12 protein-coding genes and 1 other RNA gene are annotated in these 15,703 nt (G+C 66.9%); 8 read left to right on the top strand and 5 right to left on the bottom strand.

Annotated elements, in window-relative coordinates; all coding sequences use genetic code 11:
• Position 1: 1 nt before the first annotated feature.
• Entirely contained in the window at positions 2-322 is a 321-nt protein-coding gene (locus HT579_05300; protein ID QKS31513.1) for a hypothetical protein, read from the bottom strand.
• A gap of 285 nt (positions 323-607) precedes the next feature.
• Here HT579_05300 and HT579_05295 point away from each other — a divergent pair, with 285 nt between their 5' ends.
• The 5 genes from HT579_05295 (at position 608) to HT579_05275 (ending at position 8,483) form a co-directional block, all read left to right on the top strand.
• Positions 608-1,525 (top strand): fructosamine kinase family protein, encoded by a 918-nt coding sequence (locus HT579_05295; protein QKS28397.1) that lies wholly within the window; start codon positions 608-610, stop codon positions 1,523-1,525.
• A gap of 47 nt (positions 1,526-1,572) precedes the next feature.
• Positions 1,573-3,234 carry a hypothetical protein gene (locus HT579_05290; GenBank protein QKS28396.1) on the top strand — a complete coding sequence of 554 codons (1,662 nt, stop codon included), beginning with the start codon at positions 1,573-1,575 and terminating at the stop codon, positions 3,232-3,234.
• A gap of 129 nt (positions 3,235-3,363) precedes the next feature.
• The gene (locus HT579_05285; GenBank protein QKS28395.1) at positions 3,364-6,042 is read left to right on the top strand and encodes a cation-transporting P-type ATPase; all 2,679 of its coding nucleotides are present in this window, start codon (positions 3,364-3,366) and stop codon (positions 6,040-6,042) included.
• 3 nt (positions 6,043-6,045) lie between these two features.
• Positions 6,046-7,602 carry an AAA family ATPase gene (locus tag HT579_05280; protein ID QKS28394.1) on the top strand — a complete coding sequence of 519 codons (1,557 nt, stop codon included), beginning with the start codon at positions 6,046-6,048 and terminating at the stop codon, positions 7,600-7,602.
• Positions 7,603-8,051: 449 nt separating this feature from the next.
• Positions 8,052-8,483: a hypothetical protein gene (locus HT579_05275; GenBank protein QKS28393.1), complete on the top strand. Its 432-nt coding sequence runs from the start codon at positions 8,052-8,054 to the stop codon at positions 8,481-8,483.
• A gap of 238 nt (positions 8,484-8,721) precedes the next feature.
• Here the strand turns inward: HT579_05275 and ssrA are convergent.
• The 4 genes from ssrA to HT579_05255 form a co-directional block, all read right to left on the bottom strand.
• Positions 8,722-9,027, bottom strand: a transfer-messenger RNA (tmRNA) gene (gene ssrA, locus HT579_05270).
• 141 nt (positions 9,028-9,168) lie between these two features.
• Positions 9,169-9,498: a flagellar hook-basal body complex protein FliE gene (gene fliE / locus HT579_05265; protein ID QKS31512.1), complete on the bottom strand. Its 330-nt coding sequence runs from the start codon at positions 9,496-9,498 to the stop codon at positions 9,169-9,171.
• Between the two features lie 88 nt (positions 9,499-9,586).
• Positions 9,587-10,933, bottom strand: a complete 1,347-nt coding sequence (locus HT579_05260) for a sigma-54-dependent Fis family transcriptional regulator (protein QKS31511.1) — start codon at positions 10,931-10,933, stop codon at positions 9,587-9,589.
• Between the two features lie 14 nt (positions 10,934-10,947).
• Positions 10,948-12,126: a PAS domain-containing protein gene (locus HT579_05255; GenBank protein QKS28392.1), complete on the bottom strand. Its 1,179-nt coding sequence runs from the start codon at positions 12,124-12,126 to the stop codon at positions 10,948-10,950.
• Positions 12,127-12,231: 105 nt separating this feature from the next.
• Here HT579_05255 and fliF point away from each other — a divergent pair, with 105 nt between their 5' ends.
• The 3 genes from fliF to HT579_05240 are packed head-to-tail and all read left to right on the top strand — an operon-like array spanning position 12,232 to position 15,689.
• Positions 12,232-13,962, top strand: coding sequence for a flagellar M-ring protein FliF (fliF, locus tag HT579_05250; protein ID QKS28391.1), 1,731 nt, complete (start codon positions 12,232-12,234; stop codon positions 13,960-13,962).
• Positions 13,952-14,950: a flagellar motor switch protein FliG gene (gene fliG / locus HT579_05245; protein QKS28390.1), complete on the top strand. Its 999-nt coding sequence runs from the start codon at positions 13,952-13,954 to the stop codon at positions 14,948-14,950. The genes fliF and fliG overlap by 11 nt, the downstream gene beginning before the upstream one ends.
• A 13-nt stretch (positions 14,951-14,963) precedes the next feature.
• Complete coding sequence (locus HT579_05240; protein ID QKS28389.1) at positions 14,964-15,689, top strand: flagellar assembly protein FliH; 726 nt, start codon at positions 14,964-14,966, stop codon at positions 15,687-15,689.
• Positions 15,690-15,703: the final 14 nt, after the last annotated feature.

Genomic DNA, 15,703 nt, shown 5'->3' with positions numbered 1-15,703 from the left:
CTTACTTTCCGACTGCCGCCTTCGCCCTGTCGGCAGCTTCCTTGGTCGCATCCGCAGCGTCCTTGGTCGCATCGGCGGCCTTGACGACCATTTCCTTTCCGGCCTCCTTGGTTGCCGCCACGGCCTCCTTGCCAGCCTCCTTGGTCGCCTCGGCGGCGGCCCCGACGGCTTCGCCGGCCTTCTTCGCGGCTTCGTCGGCCTTCTGCTTGGCTTCGGCTGCGAGTCTTGCGGCCTCGGCCCTGGCGGCCTCGGCTTTCTTGGCATCTTCACCACAACCGGCAACGCCGATCGCGAACAGGGCGGAAACGAGAAGCAGGCGAATCTTCATGGCTTTGACTCCTGGATTGAAAGACGTCGGCAGCACACCGGAAGGTGATCGCCCGGGCCATGCTTCGCCGACGGGCAGCGCACGAGCAGCCCCCCGGTCGACCGTCGGTGCCGCTGCATGCCGGCGCGGGGTTCCTATCAGACCATACTCGCCGGCGTCCGTAAACCCGGTCCGTGCTACCGGCTGCCGACCAGCGCGCCGGGTGTGCCAACCGCCGACGCGGCGCGAGTCGCCCGCCGCATGCGCACGGCCACTCCACCCAACCTTGTCGCGAGCGGAATGATCTCCAGCCATCAACTGCTCGACGCCGATCTCGACACCGCCTTGCGCACGCTGACCGGCGCCGATGGCGACAGCGCTGCCGCGCTCGACTCGGTCAGCGAAGTCGGCGGCGGATCGATTTCGCGCACCCTGGTGGTGCGCAGAGGCCAGCGCCGCTGGTTCGTCAAGCTCAACGACGCCCGCCTGGCGGCGATGTTCGCCGCCGAGGCCGACGGCCTGGCAGCGCTGGCGGCCTGTCCGGCGGTGCGTGTCCCACGCGTCTGGGGGCACGGAATCAGTGGCCGGCAGGCCTGGCTGGTACTCGAGCATCTGGCGCTCGCCCCCCTGCGCGGCCATGCAGCGGGCGCTGCCGCCGGCCAGGCGCTGGCGGCGGTGCACCGCATCACGGGCAGCCACTTCGGCTGGCCACGCGACAACTTCATCGGCAGCAGCCCGCAGTTGAACGCCGCGCAGCCGACTTGGCCGCTCTTCTTCGCCCGCCAGCGGCTGCTGCCGCAACTGGAACTGGCCAAGCGGAATCGCCAGCATGCCAGGCTGATCGCCAGTGGCGAACGTCTGGCCGACGCGCTGCCGGCGCTGTTCGTCGATCATCGGCCACGACCGAGTCTGCTGCACGGCGATCTCTGGTCCGGTAACGCCGCGCTCGACGACGGCGACCGGCTCGCGCTCTTCGATCCGGCCGTCTACTGGGGCGATCGCGAAACGGACCTGGCGATGAGCGAGCTGTTCGGCGGTTTCCCGGACAGCTTCCACGCCGCCTACCGGGAAGCCTGGCCACTGGCCTCCGGTTGCGCCCAGCGCAAACTGCTCTACCAGCTCTACCACGTGCTCAACCATCTCAATCTGTTCGGCGGTGGCTACCTGCAGCAGGCCGAACGGATGATCAGCCGGCTGCTGGCTGAGATCGGCGGCTGAAGGCCGGTCGAGAGACCGGCTTTCGGCTACCGGCCCCGGAGGAAGCGATGGACAACGCCAACCAACAACAGGAACGATCGGTCCGGCACTTCCGGCAAATCCTGCTCTGGCCGCTGCAGTTGATGCCGCTGCCTGCCGGCAGCCCGTTGCGGCAGCACCACCAGTTGCTGACGCAGGCCGGTGTCAGCCAGCCGTGGCGCGAGCTGGCCGATGAGTTCTCCGGCGATCCCGAGCAGTTCCAGGAACGTCACTACAGCGAATTCGTGACCTTCCTGCCTTACGTGCAGCGCTTCCTCTACGGTGAAGGAGGCGGCGACGACGGCAGTCCGCAGCACGGGGGATCGCCGATCCGTGTCTTTCGCCGCGACGACGTGGCGCAGGTGCGGATGAGTTTCAAGGACAGAGAAACACCGCTCTGCTTCGACATCGTCCACCTCGACCTGTACTTCTTCCACGACATCGACGTCGTCATCCTCGTCGTCGAGATCGCCGCCGACGATCTCGACCTGCGGCAGGTACAGGACACGCTCTACCGTTTCGGCCGCGCCTATCCGCCGTACTGGGACGACGATGGCAGCGGTGGCCACTGCCTGCGGCGCAGCGAGTGGCTCGCCGCCGACGGCCAGGTGCTGGCCACCTCGGATTACGAGAAGCGCAGCAAGTACCTGGCTTTCGTCAGCCGCTTCCGTGCCCCCTGCATCTCGTCGCACTGGGAGTTCCTCCTGCGGCCGCTGGTTCTTCACCACTCGGACGAGGAGGGGCCGGTGCGCTACCGGCAGATCGAGTATCACCGCATGCCGCTGCTCGCCTATCTGGCGATGGACGAGCCGCGCAGCCTCGATCGCGGCGACTTCGCCCGCCTGGTGCTGGTCAGCGGTCCCGGCAGGAGCGGCTCGCTGCCCTGCTCCGACCAGCACCTCGAGGATTTCGAGGCGCGCTTCTGCTACGACCGCTACTGGCATCCGCAGGCGGAGCAGAGCGGCACCCGGTTGCTCTCCTGCGGTCACGCGTTCATCATGGTCGGCAGCGCCCGCGACGCGTACTTCACCGGCGCCGAGAACGGGCTGCTCGGGCAGTTCCGTCACCAGTTCTTTCTCCTGGCACTGATTCCCCACTTCCACAAAGCGGCACTGCTGATGCTTGCCGATCGCCTGGTGACGGCGCTCAACCGGCTGCAGATCGGCAACGCGGAGTCGGTCAAGACCTTCAAGCGCGACATCCGCGAAGTGCTCGAGGTCTTCCTGCGCTTCACCCACCGTTACTGGTTCACCGAGATCTCCGACCAGGCACAGGCGCGGGCGCTGTTCGCGATGACCCGCGGACACCTCGGCACCGAGCGCCTGTACGCCGAACTGCGCGAGGAAATCCAGGACATGAGCCAATACCTCGACAGCGACAGTCTGCGCCGGCAGGCGAACACGGTCGTACGGCTGACCGTGGTCACCACCGCCGGTCTGATCGCGACGATCAGCACCGGCTTCCTCGGCATGAACCTGATCGACGCGGCCCAGGAACCGCTGCCGGAGCGCCTCGCCTTCTTCGCCCTGGTCTTCATCCTCTCGGCCCTGCTCACGGGCTTCGCGATAGTCCGCTCGAAACGGCTGTCGGACTTTCTCGAAGCACTGTCCGACGAGCGCCTGGCGCCGGGCGACAAGCTGGCGACGCTGGCCGCCGTCTGGCGCAACAGGCGACGGCCGGGCAACGGCTGACCGGCAGCGCCAGACCCTGCCCAGCGGGCCTTGCCGGAGCCGGAAGCGGGGAACGGTTGTCGCGCGGTGGTGCTTTCCTGCCGCCCAGGGTGTAGATTGTAGGACTGATCGCAACGAGAGTTCGCGCGCGTGCGGGTTCATTCGCTGACTGTGGAGCAGGCTCTGGCCAGCCTGAACAGTTCGTCCACCGGACTGGCTGCCGGCGAGGCGGCGCGCCGGCTCCGCGAGTTCGGCCCGAACCTCCTCGAGGAGGTCGAGCAAAGGCACCTCCTGCTGCGATTCGCGCAGGAGTTCACCCATTTCTTCGCCATTGTCCTGTGGATCGCTGCCGGCCTGTCGTTCGCTGCCGAGCATTTCGACCCGGGACAGGGAATGGCCAGGCTCGGCCTGGCCATCGTCGGTGTCATCGTCATCAACGGTGCCTTCTCGTTCTGGCAGGAGTACAAGGCGGAGCGGGCGGTCGCTGCCCTGCGCCGCCTGCTGCCGCAGCGGGTGAAGACGCTGCGCGCCGGTGAGATCAGCGGCATTCTCGCCAGCGAGCTGGTACCGGGGGACATCGTCCTTCTCGAAGAGGGCGACTTCGTCCCGGCCGACTGCCGCCTGATCGAGCTTTCCGGCCTGCGGGTCAACCTGTCAACGGTGACCGGCGAGTCGCTCGCCAAGGCGCGCACGCTCGAACCCTCCGGCGAGGAATCGCCACTGCAGGCGAAAAACATCGTTCTCGCCGGCACCTCGGTCGTTTCCGGGCAGGCACGCGGCGTCGTTTACGCCACCGGCATGCGCACCGAGTTCGGCCGCATCGCCCACCTGACGCAAACCGCCGGCGAAGCCAGCTCGCCGCTGCAACGCGAGATCGCCCGCCTGTCGCGCATCGTCGCCGGTCTGGCCACCGGCATGGGTGTCCTCCTGTTCCTCGTCGGCCAGGCAATCGGGCTGCCGACCTGGGAGAACCTGCTCTTCGCCATCGGCCTCATCGTCGCCAACGTGCCCGAAGGACTGCTGCCGACCGTCACTCTGTCGCTGGCCATGGCAACACAGCGAATGGCCAGGCGCAACGCGCTGGTGCGCCATCTGCCGGCGGTCGAGGCGCTCGGCTCGACGACCGTGATCTGCAGCGACAAGACCGGCACCCTGACGCAGAACCGGATGTCGGCGGAGGAACTTTGGATCGGCGGCGGCATGCTGCCCTGCGCCGAGCTGGCACAGCGCGGACCGGCGCTGCTCGACCACCGCGCGCTGTTCGTCAACGCAGCGCTCTGCCACAATCTGAAGGAGGTCGATGAGGAGGGTCGGCAGACCCTGCGTGGCGATCCGATGGAGATCGCGCTGGCCGCGGTCGGCCGCCAGGTTGCTGGTGACCTGGCCGGCTTCAGTCGCATCGCCGAGATCGCCTTCGATACCGATCGCAAGCGCATGTCGGTAATCTGCGACACGCCGCAGGGCCGCATGCTCTACTGCAAGGGAGCGCTCGAGACGGTGCTCGCCGGCTGCAGTTGCGTGCGACTCGATGCCGGCATCGTGCCACTCGATCCCACCGCGCGCACCCGCCTGCTGGCGGCGCAGGACGAGATGGCGAGCCAGGGGCTGCGCGTGCTCGCCTTTGCCCATCGTGCCGTAGACCAGCCGGGTCTGCCCGAAGAAGAGCAGGGGATGGTTCTCGCCGGCCTGATCGGCCTCGAGGATCCACCGCGGCGCGAGGTGCCGGAAGCGATCGCCCGCTGCAAGGAAGCCGGCATCCGGACGATCATGGTGACCGGCGACCACCCGCGTACCGGGCTGGCGATTGCCCGCCAGATCGGCCTCATCAGCGGCGAAGCACCGCTGGTGATCAGCGGCGAGCAACTGCGGCTGATGTCGCCGACGCAACTGCAACTGGCGCTGGATGCGCCGGAGGTCCTGTTCGCCCGCGTCGCCGCCGAGCAGAAGATGCGCATCGTCGAAGCGCTGAAGAACAAGGGCGAGATAGTCGCCGTCACCGGCGATGGCGTCAACGACGCGCCGGCGCTGAAGTCGGCAGACATCGGCATCGCCATGGGCATCAGCGGCACCGACGTCGCCAAGGAGGCTGCCGACCTGATCCTGCTCGATGACAACTTCGCCAGCATCGTCGCGGCGATCGAGGAAGGGCGCGCGGTGTTCGAGAACATCCGCAAGTTCCTGACCTACATCCTCAGCTCGAACATCCCCGAGCTGGTACCCTACCTGGCCTTCGTCCTCTTCCGCATTCCGCTGCCATTGACCATCATCCAGATCCTGGCCGTCGACCTCGGTACCGACATGCTGCCGGCGCTGGCGCTCGGCGCCGAAAAGCCCGACCCCGCGGTGATGCAACGCCCCCCGCGCCAGCACGGCGAACGGCTGTTGTCGTGGAGCCTGCTCGCCCGTGCCTACCTCTTTCTCGGTGTCCTCGAGGCGACGGCTGCGATGCTGACCTTCTTCTTCGTCCTCGATGCCGCCGGTTGGCAGCACGGACAGACGCTCGACCGCCTCGACCCGCTCTACCTGCAGGCAACCTCCGCCTGCCTGGCGACGATCGTCGTCATGCAGATGATGAACCTGTACCTCTGCCGCCACCCGCGGCAGTCGATCCTGAGCTACGGCCTGGGCGGCAATCGCTACCTGCTGCTGGGCATCGCCGCCGAGCTGGCGGTGATCCTGTTCATCCTCTACACGCCGGCTGGCAACTGGCTCTTCGGTACGGCGGCGATCGGCAGGGACAGCTGGCTCCTCGCTGCCGGCTGTGCCATCCTGATGGGCGCGCTCGAGGAGCTGCGCAAGGCCTGGCTGCGCCGCGGCCGGCGGAGCTGAGGCATGTCGTCGTCGCCACTGCCGCCGCTGATCAAGGCTCTGCTCGACCCGGCGCGCTATCCACACCCGGCGGCGAATGTCGAGCTGATCGAAACGCATGCGTCGTGGCTGCTTCTGGCAGGCGACTTCGCCTACAAGATCAAGAAGCCGGTCGTCCTGCCCTTCCTCGACTACGGTACGCTCGAGCGGCGCCGTGCGTGCTGCGAGGCCGAACTGCGACTGAACCGCCGCTTTGCGCCGCAGCTCTACCTGGCGGTCCTGCCGATCGTTGGCGAGCCGGCCGATCCGCGGATCGGCGGTGCCGGCGAGGCCATCGAGTACGCGGTGAGGATGCGCCGCTTCGCCGAGGACGGCCGCCTCGACCGACTGTGCGCCCGCGGTCAGCTCGGACGACAGCGGGTCACCGATCTCGCAGAAACGCTCGCCGCCTTCCACGCCAGCGCGGCAACCGCCCCGCCCGACACGCCTTTCGGCGAACCCGAACAAGTACTTGCGCCGGCATTGGCCAACTTCGACGAACTGCGGGAGCTTCTGCCCGGCAACGCGGCAGGGGCGCGCCTGGCGCGTCTGCGTGACTGGACGCAAGCCGGGTTCGCCCGCCTGCAGGCACACTTCGCTGCGCGCAAGGCAGACGGCCGGATTCGTGAGTGCCACGGAGACCTGCACCTCGGCAATCTGGTCGTCATCGATGATCGGGTGACCCTCTTCGACTGCATCGAGTTCAGCGAGGAACTGCGCTGCATCGACGTGGCCAGTGAGCTCGCCTTCACCTACGTCGACCTCCTCGATCACGGCCAGCCCGGTCTCGCCTGCTGGTTGCTCAACGAGTGGCTGACATGCAACGGCGACTACGACGCGGCTCAGGTGCTGCGTTTCTACGCCGTCTATCGCGCGCTCGTGCGGGCCAAGGTCGCCGCCATCCGCAGCCGCCAGGATGGCGGCGATGACGGTCAGACAGCCGGCTACCTTGAGCTCGCGGAGCGCCTCATGGAACCGCCACCGCTCCGCCTGACCATCACCCATGGCGTCGCTGGCTGCGGCAAGACGAGCGCCTCGCGCGACCTGCTGCTGGCAGATGGCGCGGCGGCCACCCTGCGCTTGCGCTCGGACGTCGAGCGCAAGCGGCTGTTCGGGCTCGCCGCCAGTGCCAGCAGCGGCTCGCCGGTGGACGGCGGCATCTATTCCAGCGACGCCAGCGAGCGCACCTATGAGCGGCTGCGCGAGCTGGCGTCGGGTCTGCTCGCCGCCGGCTGGTCGGTCATCGTAGACGCCGCCTTCCTCGAACGTCGCCGGCGCGACAGCTTCCACCGCCTGGCAAACGAGGCCGGCGCCGCCTTCTTCATCGTCGCGCCATCGGCAACGCCAGGCCAGCTTGCCACACGCATCCGCGGCCGCCTCGCCAAGGGGCAAGAAGCCTCCGAAGCAGCCTCCGAAGCCGACCTGAGCGTCCTCGCACGCCAGCTTGGCCGGATCGAAGCACTCGGCGACGACGAATGCGCGCACCTGCTGCCCGGTCGGCGCCCACGTCCGAGCCGGCCGCATGGCCGTCGGCGTGGTTGACAGGGGCCGCCGCGCGGATGGCAGTCAGACGGCTGGCAGAACCGAGGGCCATGCGCCGCCTGTCGATAAACTTTACACCCGATTCCTGTCAGTTGCCATCCACTGCGGCCAGGTCGCTGCTTTAATGGGCCATTCGGCATCAGCATCACGGCTAGCACAGTTCTTGCTGTCTGTTGGTACAGTACGGCGCGCGGCAGCGAGCCCTGCTCGCTGCCATTGCTCTTGGCGCCGCACTGGGGTCCGCGGAGCGCGGCCCGGGCAGGTGGCACGCGTGCGGAAGCTCCGCTTGGCGCTCGCTGACGGCCTGCGCAAGCCGGCTGCAACCACTCCACATATCAAAAATTTGCAGTGTCCTGCGAGAAGATGATGGCCGTTTTTTCATATGCCCGTCGGCGCCGAGAATGCACCTCTGGGGTTCCGGACCGCGAAACGGTCCACGGAAACCAGAGATGGCGTACAATCGCACCTGCCTTCGGCTCTTCTCGTCTCGCCTGGATTGGGGCAACGCCATGAATATCCTGAACAATTGGAAGATGCTCGATCTCGTCACCCGCGGTGGCGAAGAACTGGTGTGCATCGAGGGACGCGTCTACGGGAGCAACCCGCGCTTTCCATCGTCCTCACACATCCGGACCTCGCCGATCACCGCTTACAGCCTCGACAGCAATTCGATGGTCGTGACCACCCGGCGCGGGTCCGAGTATGTGCTCGGCAAGCCGGACCCGACCGAAACCTTTGCCCAGCAGCGCCTGCTGCGACGGTTGTCGCGCCTGAAACCGGCCACCGCCAGCAGTTTCGACGGAATCGAGTCGCAGCTCACTGGCTTCGACGACAACGCTCAGCCGCGTCGGCAACAGGCGGCCACCGCCAAAGAGGCTTGAACGGCCAGCTGACCAGCACCATCCGGCCGGAGGCGAGCGCGGGCGCCGCTTCGCCGACGCGGCAACGGCCGCGTGCACGCGGGCGCTGCCGCAGCGGCTCCGCCAGGACACCGTAGCCACACCGCCACACTCGGCCAGCCACGCGCTGCGCCTTCCCGACTGCCTGCCTGCGGCAATTCCGGCCCTGCCGTCGTCTGCCGGTGCCTCGTCTGCCGGTGCCTCCAACCGTCCCGACCAATGACGGCGGGGGCCGAAGCCCCCGCCGATAGCCATTCTGTTTATTGGACGGCTACGCCCTCAGCAGGCCTCAAGCGGCCAGTGCGAAACGCTCATCGTTGGCGTTTATGGATTTGCTCGGATTACGTCCGTCGCCTTTCGGGTCGCCTGCTCGCCATCACTCGCCCTGTCGAAACCAGTACACCCCCGCAGTGGTGGAGGTGGCGGGAATCGAACCCGCGTCCAGAACGCATCCGGTTTGCCGGAATTACGACCATGCGGGACATTATGGGTGCCAGCATGCGAAAACTCAAGCCCTCTGGCATCGAGGAGCGCACGTGCGCCGCCTGGGTATCCGCCGCCCGGCCCAGCACGTGCGCTTGTGCCCACGCGCATCGGCTAGCGACTTCGGTCCGCGGGCTCGCCGCCCGGTCCCGTCGGCTGCTGCCGACGATCCCTTGCCCGGCTCTCAGACCTGCATGTTCATCACATCCTGATACGCAGAGACGAGTTTGTTGCGCACCTGGACCATTTCCTGAAACGATATGCTGGCTTTCTGCAGTTCGATCATCACGTCGTGCAGATCGGCGCCCCCATTGCCAGCGGCAAAACTTGCCGCCATCGCGTCGGCGCGCTGCTGCGTCTGGCTTACCTGCGCCAGCGATGCCTGCAGAACCTGCGCAAAGTCCGTCGGCGCCCCGGCGGCAGCCGTGGCGGGCGCCGGGGCGCCGCGCCCGGAAGCCGCAACCGAGCCTGCTCGCAACGCGCTCAGTACCTGATCGATACCCTTGTGATCCATTGTTTCCTCCAACGACTGCCTGATCCATAAAAGCAAGAACTGCGCCACTGGTGACGCCACTTGTCGCCCAAGGGGCGGTGAAGGATCCTCAGGGCTTGAGGAAGCCTTCGTCGCGGTACTGCTTCAGCTTGTGGCGCAGCGTCCTTTCGGGCATCCCGAGGCGCTGCCCGGCCAGCTTTCTCGACCCACCGGCAGCCGCCAGGGTATCGAGGATGTGCTGCCGCTCGACGTCGCGCAGCTCGGCGGTCTGCCGGCTGGCGGCCGCCGGCGCCGGCATCACCGCTGCCGCTGCCGGGTCGGCTGGGCGCGGCGTGCCCAGCAGCAACGCATCGACCTCGACGACTTCTGCCGCGGCCAGAATCACCGCGCGCTGCATGACATTCTCCAGCTCGCGCACGTTCCCAGGCCAGGAGTGGTGCAGCAGGACTCTCTCGGCCGCCGCCGCGAGACGCAGCCCGGACCGACCGGCGCGGCTGCCGTGCGCCGCCAGGAAGTGCCGCGCCAGCGGCACGATGTCGCCGGCGCGCTGACGCAGTGCGGGAATGAGCAGCGGAAAGACGTTCAGCCGGTAGAACAGATCCTCGCGAAAGAGGCCACCGGCTACGGCAGCGGCAATGTCGCGATTGGAGGTGGCGATGATGCGGATGTCGAGGGCGATCGCCTTCTTGCCGCCGACCCGCTCGACCTCGCGCTCCTGCAGAACCCGCAGCAGCTTGGCCTGCAGCCCCAGCGGCATCTCCGTGATCTCGTCGAGCAGGAGCGTACCATTCTGCGCCTGCTCGAACTTCCCGGCCTGGGCACTCTGTGCGCCGCTGAAGGCGCCCTTTTCATGTCCGAAGAGCGTCGCTTCGAGCAGGCTGTCGGGAATCGCCGCACAGTTGATGGCGACGAAAGGACCCGCACAGCGTGCCGAGCACTGATGGATATGGCGCGCCACCACTTCCTTGCCAACGCCACTCTCGCCGCTCAGCAGCACCGTCGTGTCGGTCTGCGCCACACGCCTGGCGAGCGCGAAAAGGTTCTTCGTCACCGCGTCGACAGCAATCACCCCCTGCTCATCGAGCCTCTCCGGCAGACGGTAACGCAGTACGTGGGCGAGCAGTGCCTGCGGTTCGAAGGGCTTGAGGAGGAAATCACAGGCGCCGGCCCGCATCGCTTCGACCGCCCGGTCGACGTCGGCGAACGCCGTCATCAGGACGACCGGCAACGGTGGCAAGCGACTGCGGATCTCCTTCAGCAGGGTGATGCCATCCATCGGCAGCATGCGCACGTCGCTGACGACGAGAGACACCTCGCTGCCGACGAGGATCTGCAGCGCCTCCTCGCCGCCGCCGGCGGCGAGCACGGGCTGCCCGGCGAGTTCGAGGGTGTCGCACACCGCCTCGCGCAGCGCCGCGTCATCCTCGACGACGAGGATCGGCAACCCCCTGCGCATCACGTCCATCCGCCTCAACCCTCCTGCCGCATTGTCGTTTCGATCGGCAGCACGAGCACGAACTCCGACCCCTGATCAAGGGCCGAGCTGAGCCTGATGCTGCCGCCGTGGGCGCGCGCAACGCCGAGCGCGATCGCCAGTCCGAGCCCGGTTCCCTGCGCGCGAGTGGTGAAGAAGGGTTCGAACACCCGTGCCTGTACCTCGGGAGCGATCCCCTGCCCGGTATCGCGCACACCGATGCGCAACTGCCCATCGGCAGCGCACGCCGTGAGCGTCACCTCGCCACCCGCAGAGCAGGCCTGCAGGGCATTTTCCAGCAGATTCACCAGCGCCCCCGCGAGCGCCTTGCGGCTGCCGCAGAGCTGCTCCTGCGCGGCTTGGCAGTCTACCCGATAGGCGACGTTCTTCTCGCGGAACAGTGGCTGCACCGTTTGCGCGACGTCCGCCAGCAGTTGACCGACCAGCAGCCGGTCACTGCCCGCTCGCTCGCCACGGGCGAAGAGCAGGACCTCCCGGATCAGACGCTCGAGACGCCTGAGCTGCGCGGTCGTCTTCTCCGCGAAACGGATGCGGGCCGCATCCGCCAGTTCGGGCTGACACAGGTTCGCACTGTACAGCAGCGCAGTCGCCAGCGGCGTGCGCAGCTGATGCGCCAGCGACGCAGCCATCTCGCCCATCGCCACCAGGCGCTGGTTACGTTCCAGTTCGGCCTTCAGGCTGTGCGCGGCGGTGACATCGTGCACCAGGATGATCCGTCCGCCCATCGAATCGATCGGGCTCTCGACGATCGCCACCCGGCAGCCGCCGGACTGCCACTCCGCCGGGGTTTCGGTCGGCACCAGCAAACCGCCCAGCAGCGTCGGCCAGAGTTCGCCGACGAGATCGTCCCCGAGGATGCGGCGCGCCGCCGGATTGGCTTCAGTGACGCGCGCGTCGCCGTCGAGAACAATGACTCCGGCCGGCAAGGCGTTGAGCAGCAACCGCAGACGTTCTGCCAGAGCCTCCTTGGCGTCGTGCTGCCGGCGCAGCTCGCCATTGGCCGTCGCGAGTTCGATCGTCAACGACTCGACGCGGCCCTGCAGTCCCTGATAGGCCATCGTCAGCGCCTGCGACACCTGGTTGAAGGCGTCGAATGCGCGCTGCAGTTCCTGCGCTCTGCCCTCCTGAGCTGACGGTTGCCCGGCTTCGATCATCGAATTGAAGGTCCAAATCCAGAAACGGCTACAATAGCAGAGTAATTATCAGCCCTTTTTCGCTTTTTGCCTGCCTTCGGGCAGGTTCTTGACTCGAACGCTGGCATGGCGGCAGCCGGAACCGAAACCACCGAAGCAACAGTCGCGAGCGCTCCGCTGGAACGTGCACGCGCCGCCTTGGCACGCCTGGACAACCGGCAGAAGGTCGTGCTGATGGTTGCCATCGCCGCGCTCATCGCCCTGCTCGTGGCGGCGGCGACGCTGTTCCGGCAAAGCGAGTTCCGCATCCTCTTCTCCAACGTCGGCGAACGCGACGGCGGCGCGATCATTGCCGCGCTCGAGCAGATGAACGTGCCGTTCCGCTTCAACGACGCGGGCAGCGCGATCCTTGTCCCCGCCGCCCGCGTCCACGACGTCCGCCTGCGACTCGCGTCGCAGGGACTGCCGCGCGGCGGAGCAGTCGGCTTCGAGCTGATGGAAAGCCAGAAGTTCGGCATCAGCCAGTTTGCCGAACAGCTCAACTATCAGCGCGGACTCGAGGGCGAACTGTCGCGCACCGTGCAATCGATTGCCGCGGTCGAAGCGGCGCGCGTGCATCTGGCCATCCCGAAGCCGAGCGTATTCATGCGCGAGGAACTCAAGCCGTCGGCCTCGGTGATGCTCAGGCTCTACCCCGGCCGCTCGCTCGACGCAGCGCAGATCGCCGGCATCCAGAACCTGGTTGCGGCCAGCGTGCCGCAACTGTCACCCGCGAGCGTGACGCTGCTCGACCAGAGCGGCACGCTGCTGTCACAGATGAAGAGCAAGCTGCTCGAAGCCGGTCTCGACCCAACGCAGGTGAAGTATGTCAACGAGATCGAAGCCAGCATCATCAGGCGCGTCGAGGACATCCTGACGCCGATCGTCGGCGCTGGAAACGCACGCGTGCAGGTCGCCGCCGACATCGACTTCTCGCAGAGCGAGCACACAGCCGAGACGCATCGCCCGAACACGACGCCGCCGGAGATCAGCATCCGCAGCCAACAGACGAACGAAAGCGCCAGCACCAGCCCGACGGCGCAGGGAGTTCCCGGCGCGCTCAGCAACCAGCCGCCGGTACCGGCAACCGCACCATTGACGCAACCGGCGGTACCGCCAGCCGCCGGGGCCGCACCGACGCCGCTGCCGGGACAGATCAATGCCGCCGGCGTGCAGGCGCCGATCGCCAGCGTCGGCCAGCCGCTGACCACGAGCAAGAGTTCGACGACCAACTACGAGGTCGACAAGACGATCCGCCACGTCAGACAGTCGATCGGCAGCATCAAGCGCCTGTCGGCAGCGGTGGTGGTCAATCAGCGCAAGGAAACCGCCAAGGACGGCAAGTCCGTCAGCAAACCGCTGCCCGACGCCGAGCTAAAGCAGATCAGCGATCTCGTCAAGGAGGCGATGGGTTTCAACAAGGACCGGGGCGACACGATCTCGGTGGCCAATGCGCCGTTCACCGCCATCGAGAAGGACGATGGCGTTCCGCTCTGGCGCGACCCGGAAACCCTGTCGCTGGCAAAGGAACTCGTCAAGTACGGGGTCATCGCCGCCATCATCGCCTACCTCCTGCTGGGTGTCGTGCGACCGCTGATGCGGACGATGGTCGGACCGCCAGCCACGGAGAAGACCATCGGCAGCCAGATCGACATCCGTGCCGAAGAAGAAGGCGAAGAGGAAGGCAGCGGCGAACATGTCCCGACGGCAAGCGAGTTGCTCGAAAGACAACTCGCTGCGGTGCGCGCGATCGCGCAGCAGGACCCGCAGGCGGTAGCCAACATCATCAAGCAATGGACGGGCGCCAATGCCGGCTGAAGACGGCGTCGAGAAGAGCGCCATCCTGCTGATCGCCCTTGGCGAGGACTACGCCGCCGAAGTGCTCAGGCACCTGGGTCCGAAGGAGGTGCACAAACTTGGCCAAGCCATGTCGACGCTGAAGTCGGTTCCGCGCGCGCGCGTCGAAGAGGTACTGAGCGAGTTCCAGAAATCGGCCGAGGAATCGGCTGCGGTAAACGTAGACACTGACGCCTACGTGCGCTCGGTGCTGACCAAGGCGCTCGGTGACGACAAGGCGTCGAACCTGATCGCGCGCATCCTGCAACCCGGCGACACCAATGGCATCGAAGGACTGAAATGGATGGATGCGCCGACCGTCGCCGACCTGATCCGCAACGAGCACCCGCAGATCATCGCGACGATTCTGGTGCATCTCGCGCATGACCACGCCAGCGACATCCTCAACCAGTTCTCCGAACGCCTGCGCAACGACGTGGTGCTACGTGTCGCGACACTCGAGGGAATCCAGCCGGAGGCCCTGCGGGAACTCAACGACGTCATGCTGCGCCTGCTCTCCGGTTCCGCCAGCATGACGAAGGCCGCCAAGGGCGGCGTGCGGACGGTTGCCGAGATGCTCAATTTCATGGGCACCGCCAACGAAACTGCCGTGCTCGACTCGATCCGCGAGTACGATCCGGACCTGGCGCAGCAAATCCTCGACGAAATGTTCGTTTTCGAGAACCTGCTGGATCTGGATGATCGGGCCATCCAACTGCTGCTGCGCGAGATTCAGTCCGAGTCGCTGATCTTGGCGATGAAAGGTGCGAACGAAGCGCTGCGCGAGAAGATCTTCCGCAACATGTCGCAGCGCGCCTCGGAAATGTTGCGCGAAGATCTGGAGTCGCGCGGCCCAGTGCGGCTTTCCGAGGTCGAAGCCGAACAGAAGGAGATTCTCAAGGTCGTCCGCCGGCTGGCCGACGAAGGCCAGATCGTCCTCGGCGCCTCGGGCGGCGGCGAAATGATCTGAGAATGGGCTGCCAGTGAGCGACGTGATGCCAGACGGGAAGGTCTCCGCCTATCGGCGCTGGCAGGTCACGGCCTTCGATCGCCCGGCCACCGCCGAATCCGCTGCCGGGCCAGCGGTCGAAGCGGCAGCGCACGCTGGCGAACAGCCAGCGACCGACAGGACGACAACGGCCGCCGAGGTACCGCCGGCCGCCCTGCCTGCCGAGCCTGCAGCAGTCCAGCCGACGGCCGAGGAAATCGAGCGCGTCCTCGCCGCGGCACAGGCGGCCGGCTACGCCGCCGGCCATGCCGAAGGGCACGGCGTGGCGCAGGCAACCGCGGCGAGGCTGGCAACCGTGCTGGACAATCTGACACAGGCCATCGCCGGCATCGAGCAGCATATCGCCGACCAGTTGCTGACACTGGCGATCGAGATTGCCAATCAGGTGATGCGGCAGAGCCTGCGCCTGCAACCGCAGCTCATCCTGCCGCTGGTCCGGGAGGCCGTGACGGCGTTGCATCCGCATCATGGTCAGCCGCAACTCTTCCTGCACCCCGACGATGCCGTGCTGGTACGCGAACGGCTGGGCGAACAACTCGCGCACGGCAACTGGCGGATCATCGACGACGCGACGCTGACTGCCGGCGGCTGTCGCGTCGAACTCGGTGCCAGCGAAGTCGATGCGACCGTCGAGACGCGCTGGCGACGAATCATCGAAGCCATCGGCGTCAGCCCCGAGTGGCTCAAGGCGCAACCGTGACGCCGACCGCAGGC

This window comes from Candidatus Accumulibacter similis (assembly GCA_013347225.1).
Lineage (GTDB): Bacteria > Pseudomonadota > Gammaproteobacteria > Burkholderiales > Rhodocyclaceae > Accumulibacter > Accumulibacter similis.
This window is presented reverse-complemented; position numbering and strand designations above follow the sequence as displayed.